This window comes from Cellulomonas algicola, assembly GCF_003851725.1.
Classification (GTDB): Bacteria; Actinomycetota; Actinomycetes; order Actinomycetales; family Cellulomonadaceae; genus Cellulomonas; species Cellulomonas algicola.
The window spans coordinates 21246-36071 of record NZ_BHYL01000021.1 but is presented as its reverse complement, the minus strand read 5'-3'; the positions used below and the strand labels follow the sequence as shown (position 1 = coordinate 36071).

At 74.6% G+C, this 14826-nt stretch carries 16 protein-coding genes, 1 tRNA gene and 1 pseudogene; 9 read left to right on the top strand and 9 right to left on the bottom strand.

Annotated features, from left to right (window positions below; translation table 11 throughout):
- Together CTKZ_RS01285 and CTKZ_RS01280 are read right to left on the bottom strand one after the other, a co-directional pair.
- On the bottom strand, positions 1–185 hold a 185-nt coding region (locus CTKZ_RS01285; protein ID WP_200829600.1), incomplete at its 3' end, for an alpha/beta fold hydrolase.
- Positions 186–195: 10 nt separating this feature from the next.
- A complete protein-coding gene (locus CTKZ_RS01280) occupies positions 196–921 on the bottom strand; it encodes a hypothetical protein (protein ID WP_124341232.1) in 726 nt (241 codons plus the stop codon).
- A 197-nt stretch (positions 922–1118) separates the two neighbouring features.
- On the opposite strand from CTKZ_RS01280, the gene CTKZ_RS01275 reads away from it, so the two are divergent.
- The 3 genes from CTKZ_RS01275 (at position 1119) to CTKZ_RS01265 (ending at position 6585) form a co-directional block, all read left to right on the top strand.
- Positions 1119–2252, top strand: a complete 1134-nt coding sequence (locus tag CTKZ_RS01275; RefSeq protein ID WP_124341231.1) for a hypothetical protein — start codon at positions 1119–1121, stop codon at positions 2250–2252.
- On the top strand, positions 2249–3154 hold the full coding sequence (locus CTKZ_RS01270; RefSeq protein ID WP_124341230.1) for an endonuclease/exonuclease/phosphatase family protein: 906 nt from the start codon (positions 2249–2251) through the stop codon (positions 3152–3154). Before CTKZ_RS01275 ends, CTKZ_RS01270 begins: the two co-directional genes overlap by 4 nt.
- A 311-nt stretch (positions 3155–3465) precedes the next feature.
- Positions 3466–6585: a hypothetical protein gene (locus tag CTKZ_RS01265; protein WP_124341229.1), complete on the top strand. Its 3120-nt coding sequence runs from the start codon at positions 3466–3468 to the stop codon at positions 6583–6585.
- A 147-nt stretch (positions 6586–6732) separates the two neighbouring features.
- Here the strand turns inward: CTKZ_RS01265 and CTKZ_RS01260 are convergent.
- Both CTKZ_RS01260 and CTKZ_RS01255 read right to left on the bottom strand, forming a co-directional pair.
- A tRNA-Pro gene (locus CTKZ_RS01260) sits at positions 6733–6806 on the bottom strand.
- 85 nt (positions 6807–6891) lie between these two features.
- Positions 6892–7221 carry a YciI family protein gene (locus CTKZ_RS01255; RefSeq protein ID WP_124341228.1) on the bottom strand — a complete coding sequence of 110 codons (330 nt, stop codon included), beginning with the start codon at positions 7219–7221 and terminating at the stop codon, positions 6892–6894.
- A 184-nt stretch (positions 7222–7405) separates the two neighbouring features.
- Here CTKZ_RS01255 and CTKZ_RS01250 point away from each other — a divergent pair, with 184 nt between their 5' ends.
- Entirely contained in the window at positions 7406–7792 is a 387-nt protein-coding gene (locus CTKZ_RS01250) for a VOC family protein (RefSeq protein WP_124341227.1), read from the top strand.
- A 3-nt stretch (positions 7793–7795) separates the two neighbouring features.
- Here the strand turns inward: CTKZ_RS01250 and CTKZ_RS01245 are convergent, their stop codons facing one another.
- Positions 7796–8305 (bottom strand): COG4315 family predicted lipoprotein, encoded by a 510-nt coding sequence (locus CTKZ_RS01245; RefSeq protein ID WP_124341226.1) that lies wholly within the window; start codon positions 8303–8305, stop codon positions 7796–7798.
- A 158-nt stretch (positions 8306–8463) separates the two neighbouring features.
- Here CTKZ_RS01245 and CTKZ_RS01240 point away from each other — a divergent pair, with 158 nt between their 5' ends.
- A complete protein-coding gene (locus CTKZ_RS01240) occupies positions 8464–8970 on the top strand; it encodes a sigma-70 family RNA polymerase sigma factor (protein WP_124341225.1) in 507 nt (168 codons plus the stop codon).
- A complete protein-coding gene (locus tag CTKZ_RS01235) occupies positions 8967–9689 on the top strand; it encodes an anti-sigma factor family protein (protein WP_124341224.1) in 723 nt (240 codons plus the stop codon). The genes CTKZ_RS01240 and CTKZ_RS01235 overlap by 4 nt, the downstream gene beginning before the upstream one ends.
- Positions 9690–9782: 93 nt before the next feature.
- Here CTKZ_RS01235 and CTKZ_RS01230 read toward each other — a convergent pair whose 3' ends face one another.
- Together CTKZ_RS01230 and CTKZ_RS01225 are read right to left on the bottom strand one after the other, a co-directional pair.
- Positions 9783–10280 carry a YbaK/EbsC family protein gene (locus tag CTKZ_RS01230; protein ID WP_124341223.1) on the bottom strand — a complete coding sequence of 166 codons (498 nt, stop codon included), beginning with the start codon at positions 10278–10280 and terminating at the stop codon, positions 9783–9785.
- Positions 10277–11254 carry a pirin family protein gene (locus tag CTKZ_RS01225; RefSeq protein WP_124341222.1) on the bottom strand — a complete coding sequence of 326 codons (978 nt, stop codon included), beginning with the start codon at positions 11252–11254 and terminating at the stop codon, positions 10277–10279. Before CTKZ_RS01225 ends, CTKZ_RS01230 begins: the two co-directional genes overlap by 4 nt.
- A gap of 110 nt (positions 11255–11364) precedes the next feature.
- Here CTKZ_RS01225 and CTKZ_RS01220 point away from each other — a divergent pair, with 110 nt between their 5' ends.
- Genes CTKZ_RS01220 through CTKZ_RS01210 form a run of 3 tightly spaced genes read left to right on the top strand, consistent with a single transcriptional unit; the run spans position 11365 to position 12825 of the window.
- Positions 11365–11844 (top strand): RNA polymerase sigma factor, encoded by a 480-nt coding sequence (locus CTKZ_RS01220; RefSeq protein WP_200829599.1) that lies wholly within the window; start codon positions 11365–11367, stop codon positions 11842–11844.
- Positions 11844–12443, top strand: a complete 600-nt coding sequence (locus CTKZ_RS01215) for a methylated-DNA--[protein]-cysteine S-methyltransferase (RefSeq protein WP_124341220.1) — start codon at positions 11844–11846, stop codon at positions 12441–12443. Before CTKZ_RS01220 ends, CTKZ_RS01215 begins: the two co-directional genes overlap by 1 nt.
- A 10-nt stretch (positions 12444–12453) precedes the next feature.
- Entirely contained in the window at positions 12454–12825 is a 372-nt protein-coding gene (locus CTKZ_RS01210; protein WP_124341219.1) for a DUF2277 domain-containing protein, read from the top strand.
- Between the two features lie 163 nt (positions 12826–12988).
- Here the strand turns inward: CTKZ_RS01210 and CTKZ_RS01205 are convergent, their stop codons facing one another.
- Positions 12989–13297 (bottom strand): hypothetical protein, encoded by a 309-nt coding sequence (locus tag CTKZ_RS01205; RefSeq protein WP_124341218.1) that lies wholly within the window; start codon positions 13295–13297, stop codon positions 12989–12991.
- Between the two features lie 8 nt (positions 13298–13305).
- Positions 13306–14793, bottom strand: a pseudogene (mqo, locus tag CTKZ_RS01200) (malate dehydrogenase (quinone)); the annotation flags it as partial.
- Between the last annotated feature and the right edge of the window lie 33 nt (positions 14794–14826).

Genomic DNA, 14826 nt, shown 5'->3' with positions numbered 1-14826 from the left:
AGGAGGTCCAGGGCAGCACGGCTCACCGCGGCGGGATCGCGCCAGATCACGAAGTGGTCGCAGTCGAGCAGCCGGACGTCGGCCACCCGGTCCGCCGCCAGGCGCTGCTCGGCCTCGGCCGTCAGGACGTCCTGCCGGCCGATGAGCACGGTCGTCGGCGTGCCGGCCGCCCGCGTCGGGTCCACGTCCGGCCGTTCAGTGCCGGTGCCCCCGCAGCACCGTCAGGACGTACGTCACGTCGACCGAGAAGCTGCCGACCGGGGGAGCGGCGTCCACCGCGCCCTCGATGCGCACGGTGTGCGTGCCGGGCCGGAGCGGTCGCAGCGTCACGTAGTACCCGGCGTCGACCGTCGGGGAGACGACCGTCCCGGCGGGGGCGCCGAAGACGTTGCCGTCCGGCAGCGTCACCGAGAACACCACCGAGTCCTCGTACCGGATCCGCGACGCCGGCAGCGCCGTGCCGTCGACCGTCACGCGCAGGTCGTGCGCACCGGCGCGCAGTCCCGCGACCTGCTCCCGCACGAACGCGACCGTGCTCTGCTCGGGCGGGTCGCCCGGCGTCGCGCCGTAGAACGCGTTGACCACGGGGAAGACGAGCGTCGTCCCCGCAGGGACCGTGCACGTCCGCGTGATCGGCCCGCCGGTGTACCCCGCGAGGAACCACGTGCGGCCGCGCTGACCCTCGTCGCAGAACGCACCGGTGGTGTCGAACAGGGGGCTGGTCGCCGCCGGCTGGGTGAGACCCCACTGCCAGAACCGGGCCCCGGTCGTCCCGTACCGCGCGGCGTGGCCGTGGTGGCCGCCGTCCGTCGCCGTGGCCGTCGCCGCGCCGGCGGGCGCGACGAGCACGAGCAGGACGAGCGCGAGCACCACGCGCAGCCGCCCGCGGGGACCGGGACCGTGCGGTCGTGTCGTGCGCATGAGGAGCACCTCCGAGGGTCGCGTCGTCGGGACCATCGCCTGGTGCCAGGCTTCTCGCGGCGCGGGACGTCGTCAAGGGGCGCCGAGAGGACGTTCAGGGACGCGCGACGAGCGACCCGGCCCTCGGGGGCGGGTCACCGCACGGCGGGAGGTGCCCTGATTGTCAGCATGCTGCGCGCGCTCGTACTGTCGGCTCCATGGACGGCGGAGTGCCGGCACGGCGTCCAGGACCCGGGCGGCGGCTGCGCGCGGGCGCGTCGCTCCTGGGCGTGGCGACGCTGCTCGTGGCCTGCGCGACGCCCGTCGAGCCGGTGGCCTCGCGTCCCACCGGTGCGGCACGCCTCGACGGGACGCCGTTCGCCGGCCTCTCCGCGTGCGGCAGCCGGCCGTTCGTCGCCGTCGTCCGGGGATTCACGACCGCGGGCGAGTCGGCGGAGGGACCCGGCTCGTCGCCGTCGTCCGACATCCTCGGGGTCCGACAGGACGGCTCGGTGACGCCGGTGACGAACGACCTCGGCTCCTACGCGTTCGGCCTCGCCGACGACGGCGCGACCGTCTACGCGTCGCCGACGCCCGACGTCGCACCGGCCGCGCGTGCCGCTCCCGCCGACGGCGTGCTGGCGATCGACCTGGCCACGGGGCGGCGGACGCCCGTGCTGCAGGCGACGGACGTGGGCGAGGTCGCGCCCGCCCCGGACGGGTCCACGCTCGCCCTCACGCTGCCCCCGGCCGACGTGCCGCCGGACACGGGAACGCCGAGCCCCGCCCTCGTGGACCTGCCCGCGGCGGCGAACCCGCGCCGCCTGGCGCCGCCGGCGACGAGCCGGGCGGCGACCGTCGCGACGGCGTCCCGTGACCTCACGTGGAGCCCGGACGCGACGCGGCTCGCGTTCGTGGTCACCCTGCCCGACGCCGCACAGGAGGTCCGCGTGACCGACACGACGTCCGGCGCGACCACGACACTGCACCACGTCGACGCGACCGTGGCGCTGCAGTCCCTGGACTGGTCGCCCGACGGGACCGCACTGCTGGCCGCCGAGGGGCGCGCGCCCTCGGCGTCGGGCCGGTCCCGCGACCGGGCCGTCGAGATCGACGCGACCACGGGACGCGCGACGGTCGTGCTGCGGGGCGTCGGCGGCGACCTCGCCTACTCGGCCGCCGACGGCTCCCACGTCACGGCGATCGACAACGGCGGGTCCGTGCCGGTCGCCCGCACGTGGGCGCGCGACGCGGGCGGGCGGTTCGTCCTGACGGCGTCGGCCGCGATCGGCGCCGCCGCGGACCTCGTCGCCGCCGACCGCATCGACATCCCTCGGTGCGCGATGCGATGAACGCCCGACGCCGCCGCTCACGGCACCTCACCGCGCTCCTGGCGCTCCTCGCGCTGGCGGCCGGGTCGCTCGCCGTCGGCTCGGCCGCGGACGCCGCGACCGTGCGGACGAAGGTCTTCGAGCTCAACGCGTGCGACCAGTTCGGGCGTGACCCCGCCTGCGACTCGACCGCCGCGCAACGCGCGGACGTCGTCGCGAGCAGCGTGCTCACCGCCGGCAGCGATGTCGTGACGTTGCAGGAGGTGTGCCGCTACACCTACGACCGGCTGCTCCAACGGCTCGGCACCGCCTGGCACGGCACGTTCTTCCCGACGGTCACGATCGGCGACGACCGCTGCGCACCGGGCGCGCGCAGCTGGGGGGTTGCGCTGCTCGTCCGCGCCGCCGCGCCCACGAACGTGACCGCGACCCTGCTGCCGAACCCGCTCGGCGAGAGCGAGCGGCGGTACCTGCTGTGCGGCGACGTCGTCCTCGGCACCGCGGTGCGGGTCTGCAGCTCGCACTTCTCCGTGCAGAGCGCCGCGTCGGCCGAGCAGGTGACCGCGGTCGGCAGCCGCCTCGCGACGCACGCGTCCGGCGGCGGTGCCGCGATCCTCGGCGTCGACGCGAACATCGACGTCCGCGCCTGCGCCGCCGCCGCGGCGCTCCGGCCCCTCTACTCGAGCACGTTCGGCGGGACGTCGACCACCGGCTGCCAGACGGGCACCGGCGTCATGGTCGAGGCCGACCAGGCGCGCACGGGCGGGGACGGCACCTACGACGCGCCCACGTGCGGCACCCGCAAGTGCGACTACGTGTTCTTCACCAGGAACCGCTGGGCCGCCGACCACCGCGGCGTGACGACGTCCCTGTGGGTGTCCGACCACCGCGTGCTGCGCGGCCAGGCGACGCTGTCCTGGTAGGCCCGGGGTCCGGGCGAGGCTCGGTCCGTGACGGCCGCATGGCGACCGTCGTCGCGTCGGAAGACCGCGCCCGGGCGCGGGCCTCACGGCACCAGCACGACGGTTCTGCCCGCTCGGGCAACGTGCATGCGCGGTCCGCTGCGCGCGCGACCTGGACGCTCCCGCCGTCGCGCGCCGTGATGGTCCTCGAGGACCCAGGAGGGGGAGTGCCGGTCCACGAGCGCGGTGACCAGGGTGCGAAGCGCACGGAGGGCGCGACACCCGCGAAGCGGGCGACGCGCCGCCCGAGAGCGCCGTCGAGGGCTCCGTCGTTGCTGCGGCCCGAGGACGTCGTCGACCTTCAGCGGGGCGCCGGCAACCGCGCTGTCGCGACGCACGTCCAGCGCGAGCTCGACCCCGGGTCGCTCGCCGGTGTGCACGCGCGCGAGCCGATCCCGCAGGGTGGACCGGACATCCGGCCCGCGCTGCAGGCCAGGTACCCGGCCCTGCTCGGCGCCTTGACGGGCGAGCAGCTCGAGCGGTGGCAGAAGGTCGTCGACCACGACACGATCGCGTGGCACGTCGACGCGCGGCTGCGGCGGCTGTGGGACGACTTCGCGTACTACGGCGCGGTGCGTGAGCAGCACCCGGAGTACCTGAAGGAACGGCGGCGGCTGCTGCGTGCGGTGCCGCCGAAGCCCGACGAGCGCCTGTCGGTCGACATGCGGCTGCTGCTCGCCGACGACGTGCGACAGCCGCCCGAGTGGGACGTCAAGGCGGAGACCGAGTTCCGGCAGTGGGCCGTCGACCAGATCACCAGGCAACCGCTCGAGCTGAACCTGCGCCCGGCGCCCGGGGAGGCGCTGGGGCAGCACCCGATGCCGGGGATCGTCCACAAGACGAAGGGCTTCGTGACGGCGGACGACCTGCGCAACGACTACCCGGAGGAGTACGCGAGGCGCGTCTCGGACCGGGAGGAGCTCGCGAAGCTGCGCGAGGCGCTCCGGGAGACGACCGAGGTGTGGCACGAGCTGCAGCCGATGCACGTCGAGCGGAGCGCCATCAACGCGCGGAAGATCGGGTTCGGCGCGATCCGGCACATCTCCGAGGCGTTCGGGGAGGGCAGCCAGGCGTACCCGTCGCTGCGCATCTGGGACCAGCCGCGCCGGCTCATCGAGCAGGCGTGGCCGCTGCTGCGGGAGCGCAGGTACGAGCTCGTGGTGCCGCTCATCGCCATGGCCGAGCAGTCGACCGCCGACGCGGCCACCCGGTTCTCGGCGTACGAGAACCGCGTCATGACGGGCGCGGGCACCGCCGTGAAGTGGCTCAACCGGCTCAAGACGACCGGGACGATCGCCGCGGGGATCGCCTCCGGCGGGCTCGGTCTGACGGGGTCGGCCCTCGTCGCCGGCGGGTACACGCTCACGCAGGAGGGGCTGGGCCGGGCCGCAGAGATGCACTACGGCCAGCGCAAGGACCTCGGGCTCGCGAGCCTCGTGCAGGCCGCCGGCGTGAGCGCCGTCATGACCTACCTCGGTGGCGCGCTGCAGGCCCGGTTCCAGGTCGCGATCAAGGCGCGCATCGACCGGATCCCCGACCTCGCGGGCACGAGGCTCGCCGAGCTCACCGCGAGCGCGATGGCGGCCGGCACCTCGTCGGTCTACATGACGGCGACCGAGACCGCGCTGAAGGCCGTCGTCGAGGGCAAGGCCCTGCCGAAGAACGCGAGCCAGCTCGCCGACCTCATCGTCGACGGCGTCGTCGAGAACGTCGCCATGGACCTCGGCCTGGCGCGCGTGAACAGCCGCGTCGCGAAGGAGTACGAGGCCTGGCGGGGCGGCTCGCGCGGGCCCCCGGTCACGGTGCCCGCGCCGACGGGTCGGGGTGTCGCGGGCGACGTCGCGCACGGCACGCCCCGGGTCGACGCCCCGGGCACGGCCGGCACCGGCAACGGGAAGGTCCCGGCCGGCAGGCTCTCCGACGTCGCCGTGCGCTCGCTCCTGACCGAGGCCGGAGGGTGGCAGCGGCTCCACGCCGAGCTGCAGAGCGGGACGGGCCTCGGTGCGACGCTGCCGCTCCCGGAACGGCAGGCGCTCATCGCACGGTTCGAGGCGCATCGCGAGGGCCTCGCGCGCAACGCCGGCACGGTGTTCGACGGCACGGTCCTGATCGTCGAGACCGGCGCCGGCCGCCAGGTCGAGGTGCACTTCGCGGGCGACGACGCCGCGCAGCACGTGCAGGACGCGACCGAGTACCTCGACGCGAAGTCGCCCGGCTGGGCGAAGCAGACCGACGTGCGGCTCGTGGCCGACCCGGCGTCGACCAAGGCGCCCACGGCCACGACGAGCGGGCCGGGCGCGAAGGACGCCGCCCAGATCGTCGAGCGCCTCAGCCCGGAGGCGCGAGCGCTCGCCGCGGAGTTCGTCGCCGTCTACGACCGCTACCTCACGATGGATGCCGACGCGCGGTTCGACGTCCTGCTCGAGATCGCGAACCGGCGGCTCGTGGCCGCGGGTGCTCCGCCGCTCATCCCGAGCCACATCCACAACCCGAGGCCCGAGCAGTACGGCCGGCAGCCCGCCAGGGTGTGGGAGCTCCAGATCAACCTCAACCTGGTCTCGCAGAAGCGCCCGACGCCTCTTGAGTTCGCGGCCGCGTGCGACACGATCGCGCACGAGACGCGGCACGCGCTCCAGTGGTTCCGCATGGCCCGGCTGCACATCGAGCGCACGCTGCCGGGAGCGACGTACGCGCAGGTGCGGCACGCGTCCGCCCAGGGGGACCCGGTGCTCAGCCGGTTCGACCCGCAGACCGTGAAGGCCGCGTGGGAGGCGCAGACCGGCGGCCGGGCAGCGGAGTCGTTCACGGCGGGGCAGCTGCACCACCAGGAGGCGTCGGCGTTCTACGACAGCGTGTTCGGCCACAACCGGGCGCACCGCGACGACGTCTACACGATGCTCGACACGCGCGTGAACGAGGTCGACGTCGCGCTGCGGCGCCTGCGGCTCATGGAGGAGATGCGCCTGCCGGAGAACGACCAGCGCTTCGTCGACGCACGGGACCGCTACCGGGAGGCCGTGGCGGCGCAGAGCAAGGCGCACGACGACTACGAGATGCTCATCGAGGAGATCGACGCCCGCACGCACGGCCAGGACGTCGCCGCCGCCGTGCTCCTCGACGCCCGCATGCTGCCGCACCTGCGTGAGGCCACACGCACCGCCTACCGCGCCTTCCATGACGCCGACCGTGCGACCCTCAACGTCGCCCGCGTCGGACGGGGAGCCCGAGCGGACGCGCGGGCGACGGCGTTCCGCCGCTACGAGCAGGCCGTGGAGGCGCTGCACCGGCTCGAGAAGCGCATCGAGGCGGACGCGGACGCGGCCGCGCGTGCCGGCGGTGGCGGAGGTGCCGGCGGGACGTCCGGGGGTGGGCCTGGCTCCACACCACCGTGATCGTCGGCGGGGCGCAGTCCGTGGTGCTGCGCGCGGGCCGCGACGCTGACGCGCGCGCGACGGTGCTCGTGGGCCGGAGACTCGGGACGGACCATGTCCGGAGACGACTCAGGCCTGGTGAGACACCGTCTCACCAGGCCTGATCGGTCGGGCTGACAGGATTTGAACCTGCGACCCCTTGACCCCCAGTCAAGTGCGCTACCAAGCTGCGCCACAGCCCGATGGCCCCCGCAGGGGCCTCGGAAACTCTACCTCACCGGGGCGGGGTGGCCGTCCACCCGTTTCGCGACCGCGCGTCGGGACGCCTCAGCCCTCGAACGGCCAGAACGGCCGCACCTCGACGCGCCCGAAGCGGGCCATGGGGTGACCGGCCGCGATCCGCAGCGCGTCGTCGAGCGACTCGCACTCGACGACGTCGTACCCGGCGATGTGCTCGGCCGTCTCGGCGAAGGGACCGTCGGACACGAGGGTCTCGGAGCCGCGGACACGGACGGTGCGGGCGTCGGACACGGGACGCAGGCGGTCGCCGTGGAGGCGGGCGGACCCGGTCTCGTCGAGCCACTCCTGGATGCGGTCGCCCTCGGGCGTGTAGGGCTCGCCGGTCGGGTCGGTGCAGATGAGCAGCATGTAGCGCATGGTGGTTCTCCGTCGCTCGCAGGAACCGGGCGGCGGTGGCCCGGCGGACGACCCCATGACGCGCGGGCCGCGACGGGATCGACAACGTGCACGTCCGTGCAGCGCGATTGACCCTGTCACGGCCCGGTCCTAGCGTCGAGCCGCCGGCCAGCCGAGGGTCGTCTGGCCCGCCCAGGAGGCCGTCATGCTCTCCGACTTCGACGCCATCCCCGTCCTCGCGGTCACGGACCTCGAGAAGGCGCGCGCGTTCTACGAGACCACGCTGGGGTTCACCAGCGCGGGGGACGCCGCGGAGGGCGTGATGTACCGGTCCGGGGGCGGCTCGTTCCTCGTGTACCCGTCGGGGTACGCGGGCACCAACCAGGCGACGGCGATCTCCTTCCAGCTGTCGGCGGACCGGTTCGACGCCGAGGTCGCGGACCTGCGCGACCGGGGCGTCGGCTTCCAGACCTTCGAGGTGCCCGAGGGCACGTGGCAGGACGGGGTGCTGGTCTCGGGCGAGATGAAGGCGGCCTGGTTCGCGGACCCGGACGGCAACATCCTCAACGTCGAGACCGGCGCGGAGGGCTGAGCGTCACGGGCCGACCTGCGACCCGTCCGGCGCGACCGCGTACCAGACCTGGTTCACGCCCTGACCGTTGACGTCGCCGGGCGCCTCGTCCTGCGCGAACAGGTAGACGGGCCGTCCGTCGATCGTGACCTGGTACTCGCCGTCGGGCGTCTCGATGGTGCCGACCTCACCGGTGACGCCGTCGGCGACCACGTCCTCGGACTCGGCGTAGACGGGCGGCCAGGCCGTGAGGCAGTCGCCCGTGCACGCGCTCGTCCCGGAGCCGGGGGTGTCCTTGAGGAAGTAGTAGACGGTCATGCCGTCCTTGTCGACGACGACCGACCCGAGGCTCGTGTCGGCCGTCATGAGGTCGGCCGCGCCCGCCGGCCCGTCGTCGGACGGTGTCGACTCCGTCATCTCGTCGGTGGTCGCCTCGGTCTGGGCGCCGGTGTCGTCGTCGCCGGAACCCGAGCAGCCGACCAGCGTGGCGGTCGCGACGAGGCCGAGCGTGGTGAGCAGGATGGAGCGTCGCACGGTGGTCCCCTTTCCCCGGGGGAGCGGGACCGCGCCCGGGTGGTGCGGTGTCGCGGGCTCCCCGTGGAGTCCACGGGCGGGTGAGGTCTCGGGTTCACCTGAACCCGGGGCAGGTGCTTTCCGTGGTGTGGGTGACAGGACGGGGAGGTGGGGTGCGCGTGGACGACGACGCGGACGAGCTGTTGCGCGCCCTGCACGCGGCCTACGCGCGACCGCTGCACCACTACGTCGTGCGGCTCACGGGCGACCACGAGCTCGCGCAGGACGTCGTGCAGGAGGCGATGGTGCGCGCGTGGCGGCATCCCGAGGTGATGGCGCGGGACGACGACGCGGCGCGCGCCTGGCTGTACCGGGTGACGCGCAACCTCGTGATCGACGACCGGCGCAGCGCCCGGCACGTGCGCGAGCACATGACGGAGCAGACGCCCGACGTCCCGACGCCCGACGGCACGCAGGCCGTGCTGGACGCGTGGCTCGTCGCGGACGCGCTCACGGGCCTGTCCGCCGAGCACCGCGCCGTCGTCGTCGGGGCGTACTACGGGGGGCGGTCGGTCGCGGAGCTCGCCCGCGAGAACCAGATCCCGGAGGGCACCGTGAAGTCGCGGCTGCACTACGGGCTGCGCGCGCTGCGGCTCGCGCTGCAGGAGAGAGGGGTGACGTCATGACCGGCCGCGACAGCGCCGACCGGCCCGACCTGCCCGCGGACGACCCGTTCCGCGAGTGGGACGCGGCGTACGTGCTGGGGGCGCTCGGACCGTCGGACCGTCGACGGTTCGAGGAGCACCTGGCGGTCTGCGACGCCTGCCAGGACCGGGTCGCCGAGCTCGCCGGGATGCCGGGCCTCCTGCGGGCCCTGCCGCCCGAGCAGGCCGTCGCGCTCCTGGCCCCCGAGCCGTCCGACCTCACCGAGGCGGAGGTCGTGGACCTCGCGGCCGTCGCCCGGCGCGCACGCTCGGCACGCCGTCGCCGCCGGCTGGCGACGATCGCGACGGCCGCCGCGGTCGCCCTCGTCGCGGCCGTCGGGGGCGCATGGGTCGCACGCACCGTCGCACCCGCACCGGTGACCGCGCAGGCCGCGCACCTCGCGCTGCGGCCGGTGGGCGGTGTCGACGTGACCGCGAACCTCACGATGCAGCAGAAGAACTGGGGCACGCGCCTGGACTGGTCGTGCGAGTACCCGGCGCCGCCGGCCGACTACACGCTCGTGTACGAGCTCGTGCTCGTCGAGGGCGACGGCACGGCGACGGTCGTCGCGACGTGGTCGTCGCACAGCGGCCAGGCGCGCGGGCTGGGGGCGTCGTCGAGCATCCCGGCCGACGACATCGCGCGCGTCGAGATCCGGCTGCAGGGCGCGGACGACCCACTGGCCGCGGCGATGACCTGACGGGCGTCGTCACCGTCGCGCCCGCCCTGGACCGCCCGGCGGCGGCCGCGACAGGGGGAAGGTCGCTCCCGCACGGGTGCCGCCGCCCGGCGCTCAGCCCGCCGCGACCTCGTCGTCGGCCACGACCAGCGGCGTGCCTCCGGTGATCGCGACGAGCTCGTCGAACGTCGTCGGGAAGATCGAGTGCGGCGTCCCGCCCGCGGCCCACACCTGCGCGTGCTCGTCGAGGGCCACGTCGACCACCGTCTCCAACGGCGCCGGATGCCCGACGGGTGCGACGCCGCCGATCGCCTGACCGGTCGCGGCGCGCACCTGCTCGGGTGTCGCGCGGGAGATCCGCTCACGCCCGAGCCGCTGCGCGAGCCCGACGGTGTCGACGCGGTGCCGGCCGCTGGTCAGCACGAGCAGCGGCTCGCCGTCCGCGAGGAAGACGAGGCTGTTCGCGATCGCGCCGACGGGGCAGCCGAGCGCGGCGGCGGCCTCGGCGGCCGTGCGCGCGGAGTCCGGCAGGACGGTGACCTGCCCGGCGACACCGGCGGCACGGAGGGCGTCCGCAACGCGGCGGGCGGACGGGGGCAGGGTCTCGGTCACGGGTTCTCCGGTCGGTGACGGCGGCGGCGCGGTTGCAGCCGCACGTTGGGCAGGGCGGGGGCAGGGATGCGCTCGGGTCCGTGGCCGACGACCGAACCGAACCGCTCGGCGGCGTCGGGCGACTCCCACGCGGCGCGCGCGGCGGAGATGTCGGTGTGCGACCGGCCGACGAAGTTCCACCACATGACGAGGTCGTGCGCGAACGGCTCGCCGCCGAGCAGCATCAGGCGCGCACCCTCGGCACCGGCACGCACCGTCACCTCGTCACGGCCGTCGCCGAGGTACAGGAGGGGCCCGGGCGCGACGTCGACACCCGCGACGAGCGCCCGACCTCCCAGCACCAGGACGGCGTGCTCGAACCCGCGCTCGAGCGGAAGCACCACGTCGTGACCGGGTTCGACCACGACGTCGGCGCCGAGCAGCGGCGTGTGCACGCGCGCGCGTGACCGGGCGCCGTCGAGCCCGCCGACGAAGACCGTCGCGCGTGCCCCGTGCGCCTCCCACACCGGCAGGTCTGCGACCTGCTCGAAGGACGGCGCGCCGTCCATGACGTCGTCGGGCAGCGCGACCCACAGCTGGACCCCGTGGAGAGGCGCGGCGTCGCCGAGCGTGAACTCCGAGTGCGCGACCCCGTGGCCGGCGGTCATGAGGTTGAGCTGCCCGGGTCGCACGACGACCTCGGACCCGACCGAGTCGCGGTGCAGGATCTCGCCCACGAGCGGCCACGTCACGGTCTGCAGCGCGGTGTGCGGGTGGGGGAGGACGCGCATGTCGACGGACTGCGGGCCCATCTCGTCGAGGAAGCACCACGCGCCGACCAGGGGGAGCGCACGCTGCGGGAGGGTCCGGCGCACCTGCATCGCCCGCACGCCGCCGAGCGGGACCTCGCGTGCCTCGTGCAGCTCGGCGACGGGGCCGCGCATCCCGAGCGCCTCGCACAGCGCCTCCTCCGGGCGGACCTCCAGGTTCGTCATGGCTCCACTGTGCCTGACACCCCGACCGGTCGGGAGCACTACGCCTGGCACGCCGACCCGTCGGTGGCACCTCACACCCGGCGCGCCCCGGACGTCTGCACACTGTGGGCGTGAAGCAACCGTTCGAGCGGGTCGTCGTGGAGCACGGCGCGACGGTGCTGCGCGTCTGCCGGTCGGTGCTGGGACCGGTCGACGCCGACGACGCGTGGTCCGAGACGTTCCTGTCGGCGCTGCGCGCCTACCCGGACCTGCCGGCCGACGCGAACGTCGAGGCGTGGCTCGTCACGATCGCCCGGCGTCGCTCGATCGACGTGGTCCGTCGCGCCACCCGGCAGGCCGTCCCGGTCGCCGAGCTGCCCGAGCGCACCGCGCCGGCCGACGGGCGCGACCTGGACCTGTGGGCCGCGCTGGCCGCGCTGCCGGACAAGCAGCGGCGGTCGGTGACCTACCACCACCTCGGCGGGCTGCCGTACGACGAGGTGGCGTCGTTGCTCGGCGGGACGTCGGCCGCGGCGCGACGGGCGGCGGCCGACGGGGTCGCGACACTGCGCCGCACGTACCCGCGCTTCGCCGAGGAGGAAGAGCAGTGATGACGGACGGACGAACCCCGGGGACCGAGGAGCACCTCGTGCGGCTGCACGCCGGGCTCGTGGCACGGGCCGCCGAGGACGGGCTGCTCGACGTCGCCTACCGCACGGTCGACAGCCCTCTCGGGCCGCTGCTCCTGGCGCGCACGCCCGCGGGCGTCGTGCGGGTGGCGTTCGCCGTCCAGGACCACGACGCGGTGCTCCAGGACCTGGCGGTGCGGGTCAGCCCGCGCGTGCTCGAGGCCCCAGGCGCGCTCGACGACGTGGCGCGTGAGCTCGACGAGTACTTCGCCGGGTCACGGCTGACGTTCGACGTCCCGGTCGACCTGCGCCTGACCGCGGGCTTCCGCCGCTCGGTCGTCGAGCACCTGCCGGACATCCCGTACGGGCGCACGGCGTCGTACGCGCAGGTCGCGGCGTCCGCGGGCAGCCCGCGTGCCGTCCGCGCGGTCGGCACCGCGTGCGCGCTCAACCCCGTGCCGCTCGTCGTCCCGTGCCACCGCGTCGTGCGGTCCGACGGCAGCCCCGGCCGGTACGCGGGCGGCGACGCCGCGAAGCACGTGCTGCTCGAGCTGGAGGCGCGAGTCGGACGTGCGGCGTAGCGTCGGGCGCATGTGCCGGAACATCACGACGCTGCGCGGGCTCGAGCCGCCCGCGACGACCGAGGAGATCGAGGCGGCCGCCCGCCAGTACGTGCGGAAGGTGACGGGCGTCCAGTCGCTCAGCGACGCGACGCGCGACCCGTTCGAGGCCGCGGTGGCCGAGATCGCGGCGATCACCGCGCGCCTGCTCGACGAGCTGCCCGCCCGACGCCAGCCGCCCGCGACCGTGCCGCCGCTGCGCCGCCCGGAGGTCCAGGCGCGCATCGCCGAGCGGATCGCCGCGCGCGAGGCGCACGAGCGGGCGCACGAGCTCGGCCTGCCGCACACGCACGAGGACGACGACCTGCACGACGACCTCGACGAGGTCGCGGCCGCCCGCTGACCGGCATCCCGACCGACCGCGTCGAGCGACGCGGTGGGTGACGTGGCGTGGAAGGTGTGGTGCGCCTGACGCGACGGTCCCTCCACACGGCCGACGACCGGCCCGCCACACGACCGGCCACCGGAGAGCGGGCGGAGCGGTCGTCGCCGAGACCGGCGAGGCGTCAGGACAGCGGGTCGGTGCCCTCGCCGGCGACGACGTGCGCGCTCACGAGCCGCGGGATCCCCGGGGGAGCGACGGCGGAGAGCGCGAGGAAGCGCGCCTCGGCCCGGTGCAGCCGGATGTGCTCGTCGAGCGTCCAGGTCGGGCCGTTGGTGAGCTGCATGCCGCACGCGCACGCGATGGTGACGCGCCCGTCGGACGTGGTGTCGACGAGCCCGACGGTGGTGTGGTCGGTCGCGGCGCGCACCTTGGCGCGGCGCATCTCGGCGCTCACCGGCACGACCGGCGTCGCCGCGTCGTGGACGGTCATGGCGTTCCTCAGCGGTCGGTGGCGACCCGCTCGTCGACGAGCTGGTCGAGCTCGAACGACTCGTCCCAGTGCGCGCCGCCGAGCGACGGCATCATCGCACGCAGCTGCGGGCGCCAGCCCTCGACGCGCTCGGGGAAGCAGCGGTCCAGCAGGTCGAGCATGGTCGCGACGGCCGTCGACGCGCCGGGGGAGGCGCCGAGGAGACCGGCGATCGAGCCGTCCGCGGAGGTGACGAGCTCGGTGCCGAACTCGAGCACCCCGCCCTTCTTCCGGTCGCGCTTGATGACCTGCACGCGCTGGCCGGCGGTGATGAGCTCCCAGTCGCGCGGGTGCGCGGTCGGCATGAACGCTCGCAGCGTCCGCAGGCGGTCGGTGTCCGTCGCCGTGACCTCGCTGATCAGGTACTTCAGCAGGTCGAGGTTGCGCACGCCGACGGCGAGCATCGGGACGAGGTTGTCGGGGCGGATCGACCGCAGCAGGTCGAGCCACGAGCCGTGCTTGAGGAACTTCATGCTCCAGCCGGCGTAGGGGCCGAACAGCAGCGCGGTGCCGCCGTCGACGACGCGCGTGTCGAGGTGCGGGACCGACATGGGCGGGGCGCCGATGTCGGCCATGCCGTACACCTTCGCCTGGTGCCGGGCGACGATCTCGGGGTTGGTGGTGCGCAGGAACTGCCCGCTGATCGGGAAGCCCGCGAAGCCCTTGGCCTCGGGGATGCCCGACTTCTGCAGCAGCGGCAGCGCGCCGCCGCCGGCGCCGATGAACACGAAGCGTGCACGCACGCGGCGGGCCTTGCGGTTGCCGTTCCAGCGGCGGTCCTTGACGCGCAGCGTCCAGGCGCCGTCGCGGCCCTGGCGCAGGCGCGTGACCTCGCTCTCGACGTGCAGGCGGGCACCGCGGGCCTGGGCGTCGTCGAGCATGGAGCGCGTGAGGGCGCCGAAGTCGACGTCCGTGCCGGAGCTCGCGCGCGTCGCGGCGACGGGCTCGGCGGGGTCGCGGTCGTCCACGAGGAGCGGCGCCCAGTCGGCGATCGTGGCCGGGTCCGCGCTGAACTCGAGGTCGGAGAAGAGCGGGTGCGCGCGCAGGGTCTCCCAGCGGCGGCGCAGGTACTCGACGTTCGCCGCGCCACGCACGAACGTCATGTGCGGGGTCGAGGACAGGAAGCCGGTCCCGCCGGGGAGGCGGCCGTTCGTCGCGAGGTGGTTCCAGAGCTCGCGGGAGAGCTCGAACTGCTCGTTGATCGTGACGGCCTTGGAGATGTCGATCGAGCCGTCGGCGCGCTGCGGCGTGTAGTTGAGCTCGCAGAGGGCGGCGTGGCCGGTGCCCGCGTTGTTCCACGGGTTCGACGACTCGGTCGCGACCTCGGCCCGGCGCTCGTGGATCTCGACGGTCCACGTCGGCTCGAGCGTCGTGATGAGCGCGGCCAGGGTCGCGCTCATGATCCCGCCGCCGACGAGGACGACGTCCACTGTCTCTTCGCGATGCGCCACGATTCGAGCGTATGTCGACGTCGAGAATCTCTACAGCGA

Bases quoted from the DNA above. Each gene is read 5' to 3' on its own strand.
- CTKZ_RS01210 (WP_124341219.1), top strand. From the start codon at position 12,454: ATGTGCCGGAACATCACGACGCTGCGCGGGCTCGAGCCGCCCGCGACG.
- CTKZ_RS01275 (WP_124341231.1), top strand. From the start codon at position 1,119: ATGGACGGCGGAGTGCCGGCACGGCGTCCAGGACCCGGGCGGCGGCTG.
- CTKZ_RS01225 (WP_124341222.1), bottom strand. From the start codon at position 11,254: ATGACGAACCTGGAGGTCCGCCCGGAGGAGGCGCTGTGCGAGGCGCTC.
- CTKZ_RS01250 (WP_124341227.1), top strand. From the start codon at position 7,406: ATGCTCTCCGACTTCGACGCCATCCCCGTCCTCGCGGTCACGGACCTC.
- CTKZ_RS01270 (WP_124341230.1), top strand. From the start codon at position 2,249: ATGAACGCCCGACGCCGCCGCTCACGGCACCTCACCGCGCTCCTGGCG.
- CTKZ_RS01235 (WP_124341224.1), top strand. From the start codon at position 8,967: ATGACCGGCCGCGACAGCGCCGACCGGCCCGACCTGCCCGCGGACGAC.
- CTKZ_RS01255 (WP_124341228.1), bottom strand. From the start codon at position 7,221: ATGCGCTACATGCTGCTCATCTGCACCGACCCGACCGGCGAGCCCTAC.
- CTKZ_RS01215 (WP_124341220.1), top strand. From the start codon at position 11,844: ATGACGGACGGACGAACCCCGGGGACCGAGGAGCACCTCGTGCGGCTG.
- CTKZ_RS01280 (WP_124341232.1), bottom strand. From the start codon at position 921: ATGCGCACGACACGACCGCACGGTCCCGGTCCCCGCGGGCGGCTGCGC.
- CTKZ_RS01205 (WP_124341218.1), bottom strand. From the start codon at position 13,297: ATGACCGTCCACGACGCGGCGACGCCGGTCGTGCCGGTGAGCGCCGAG.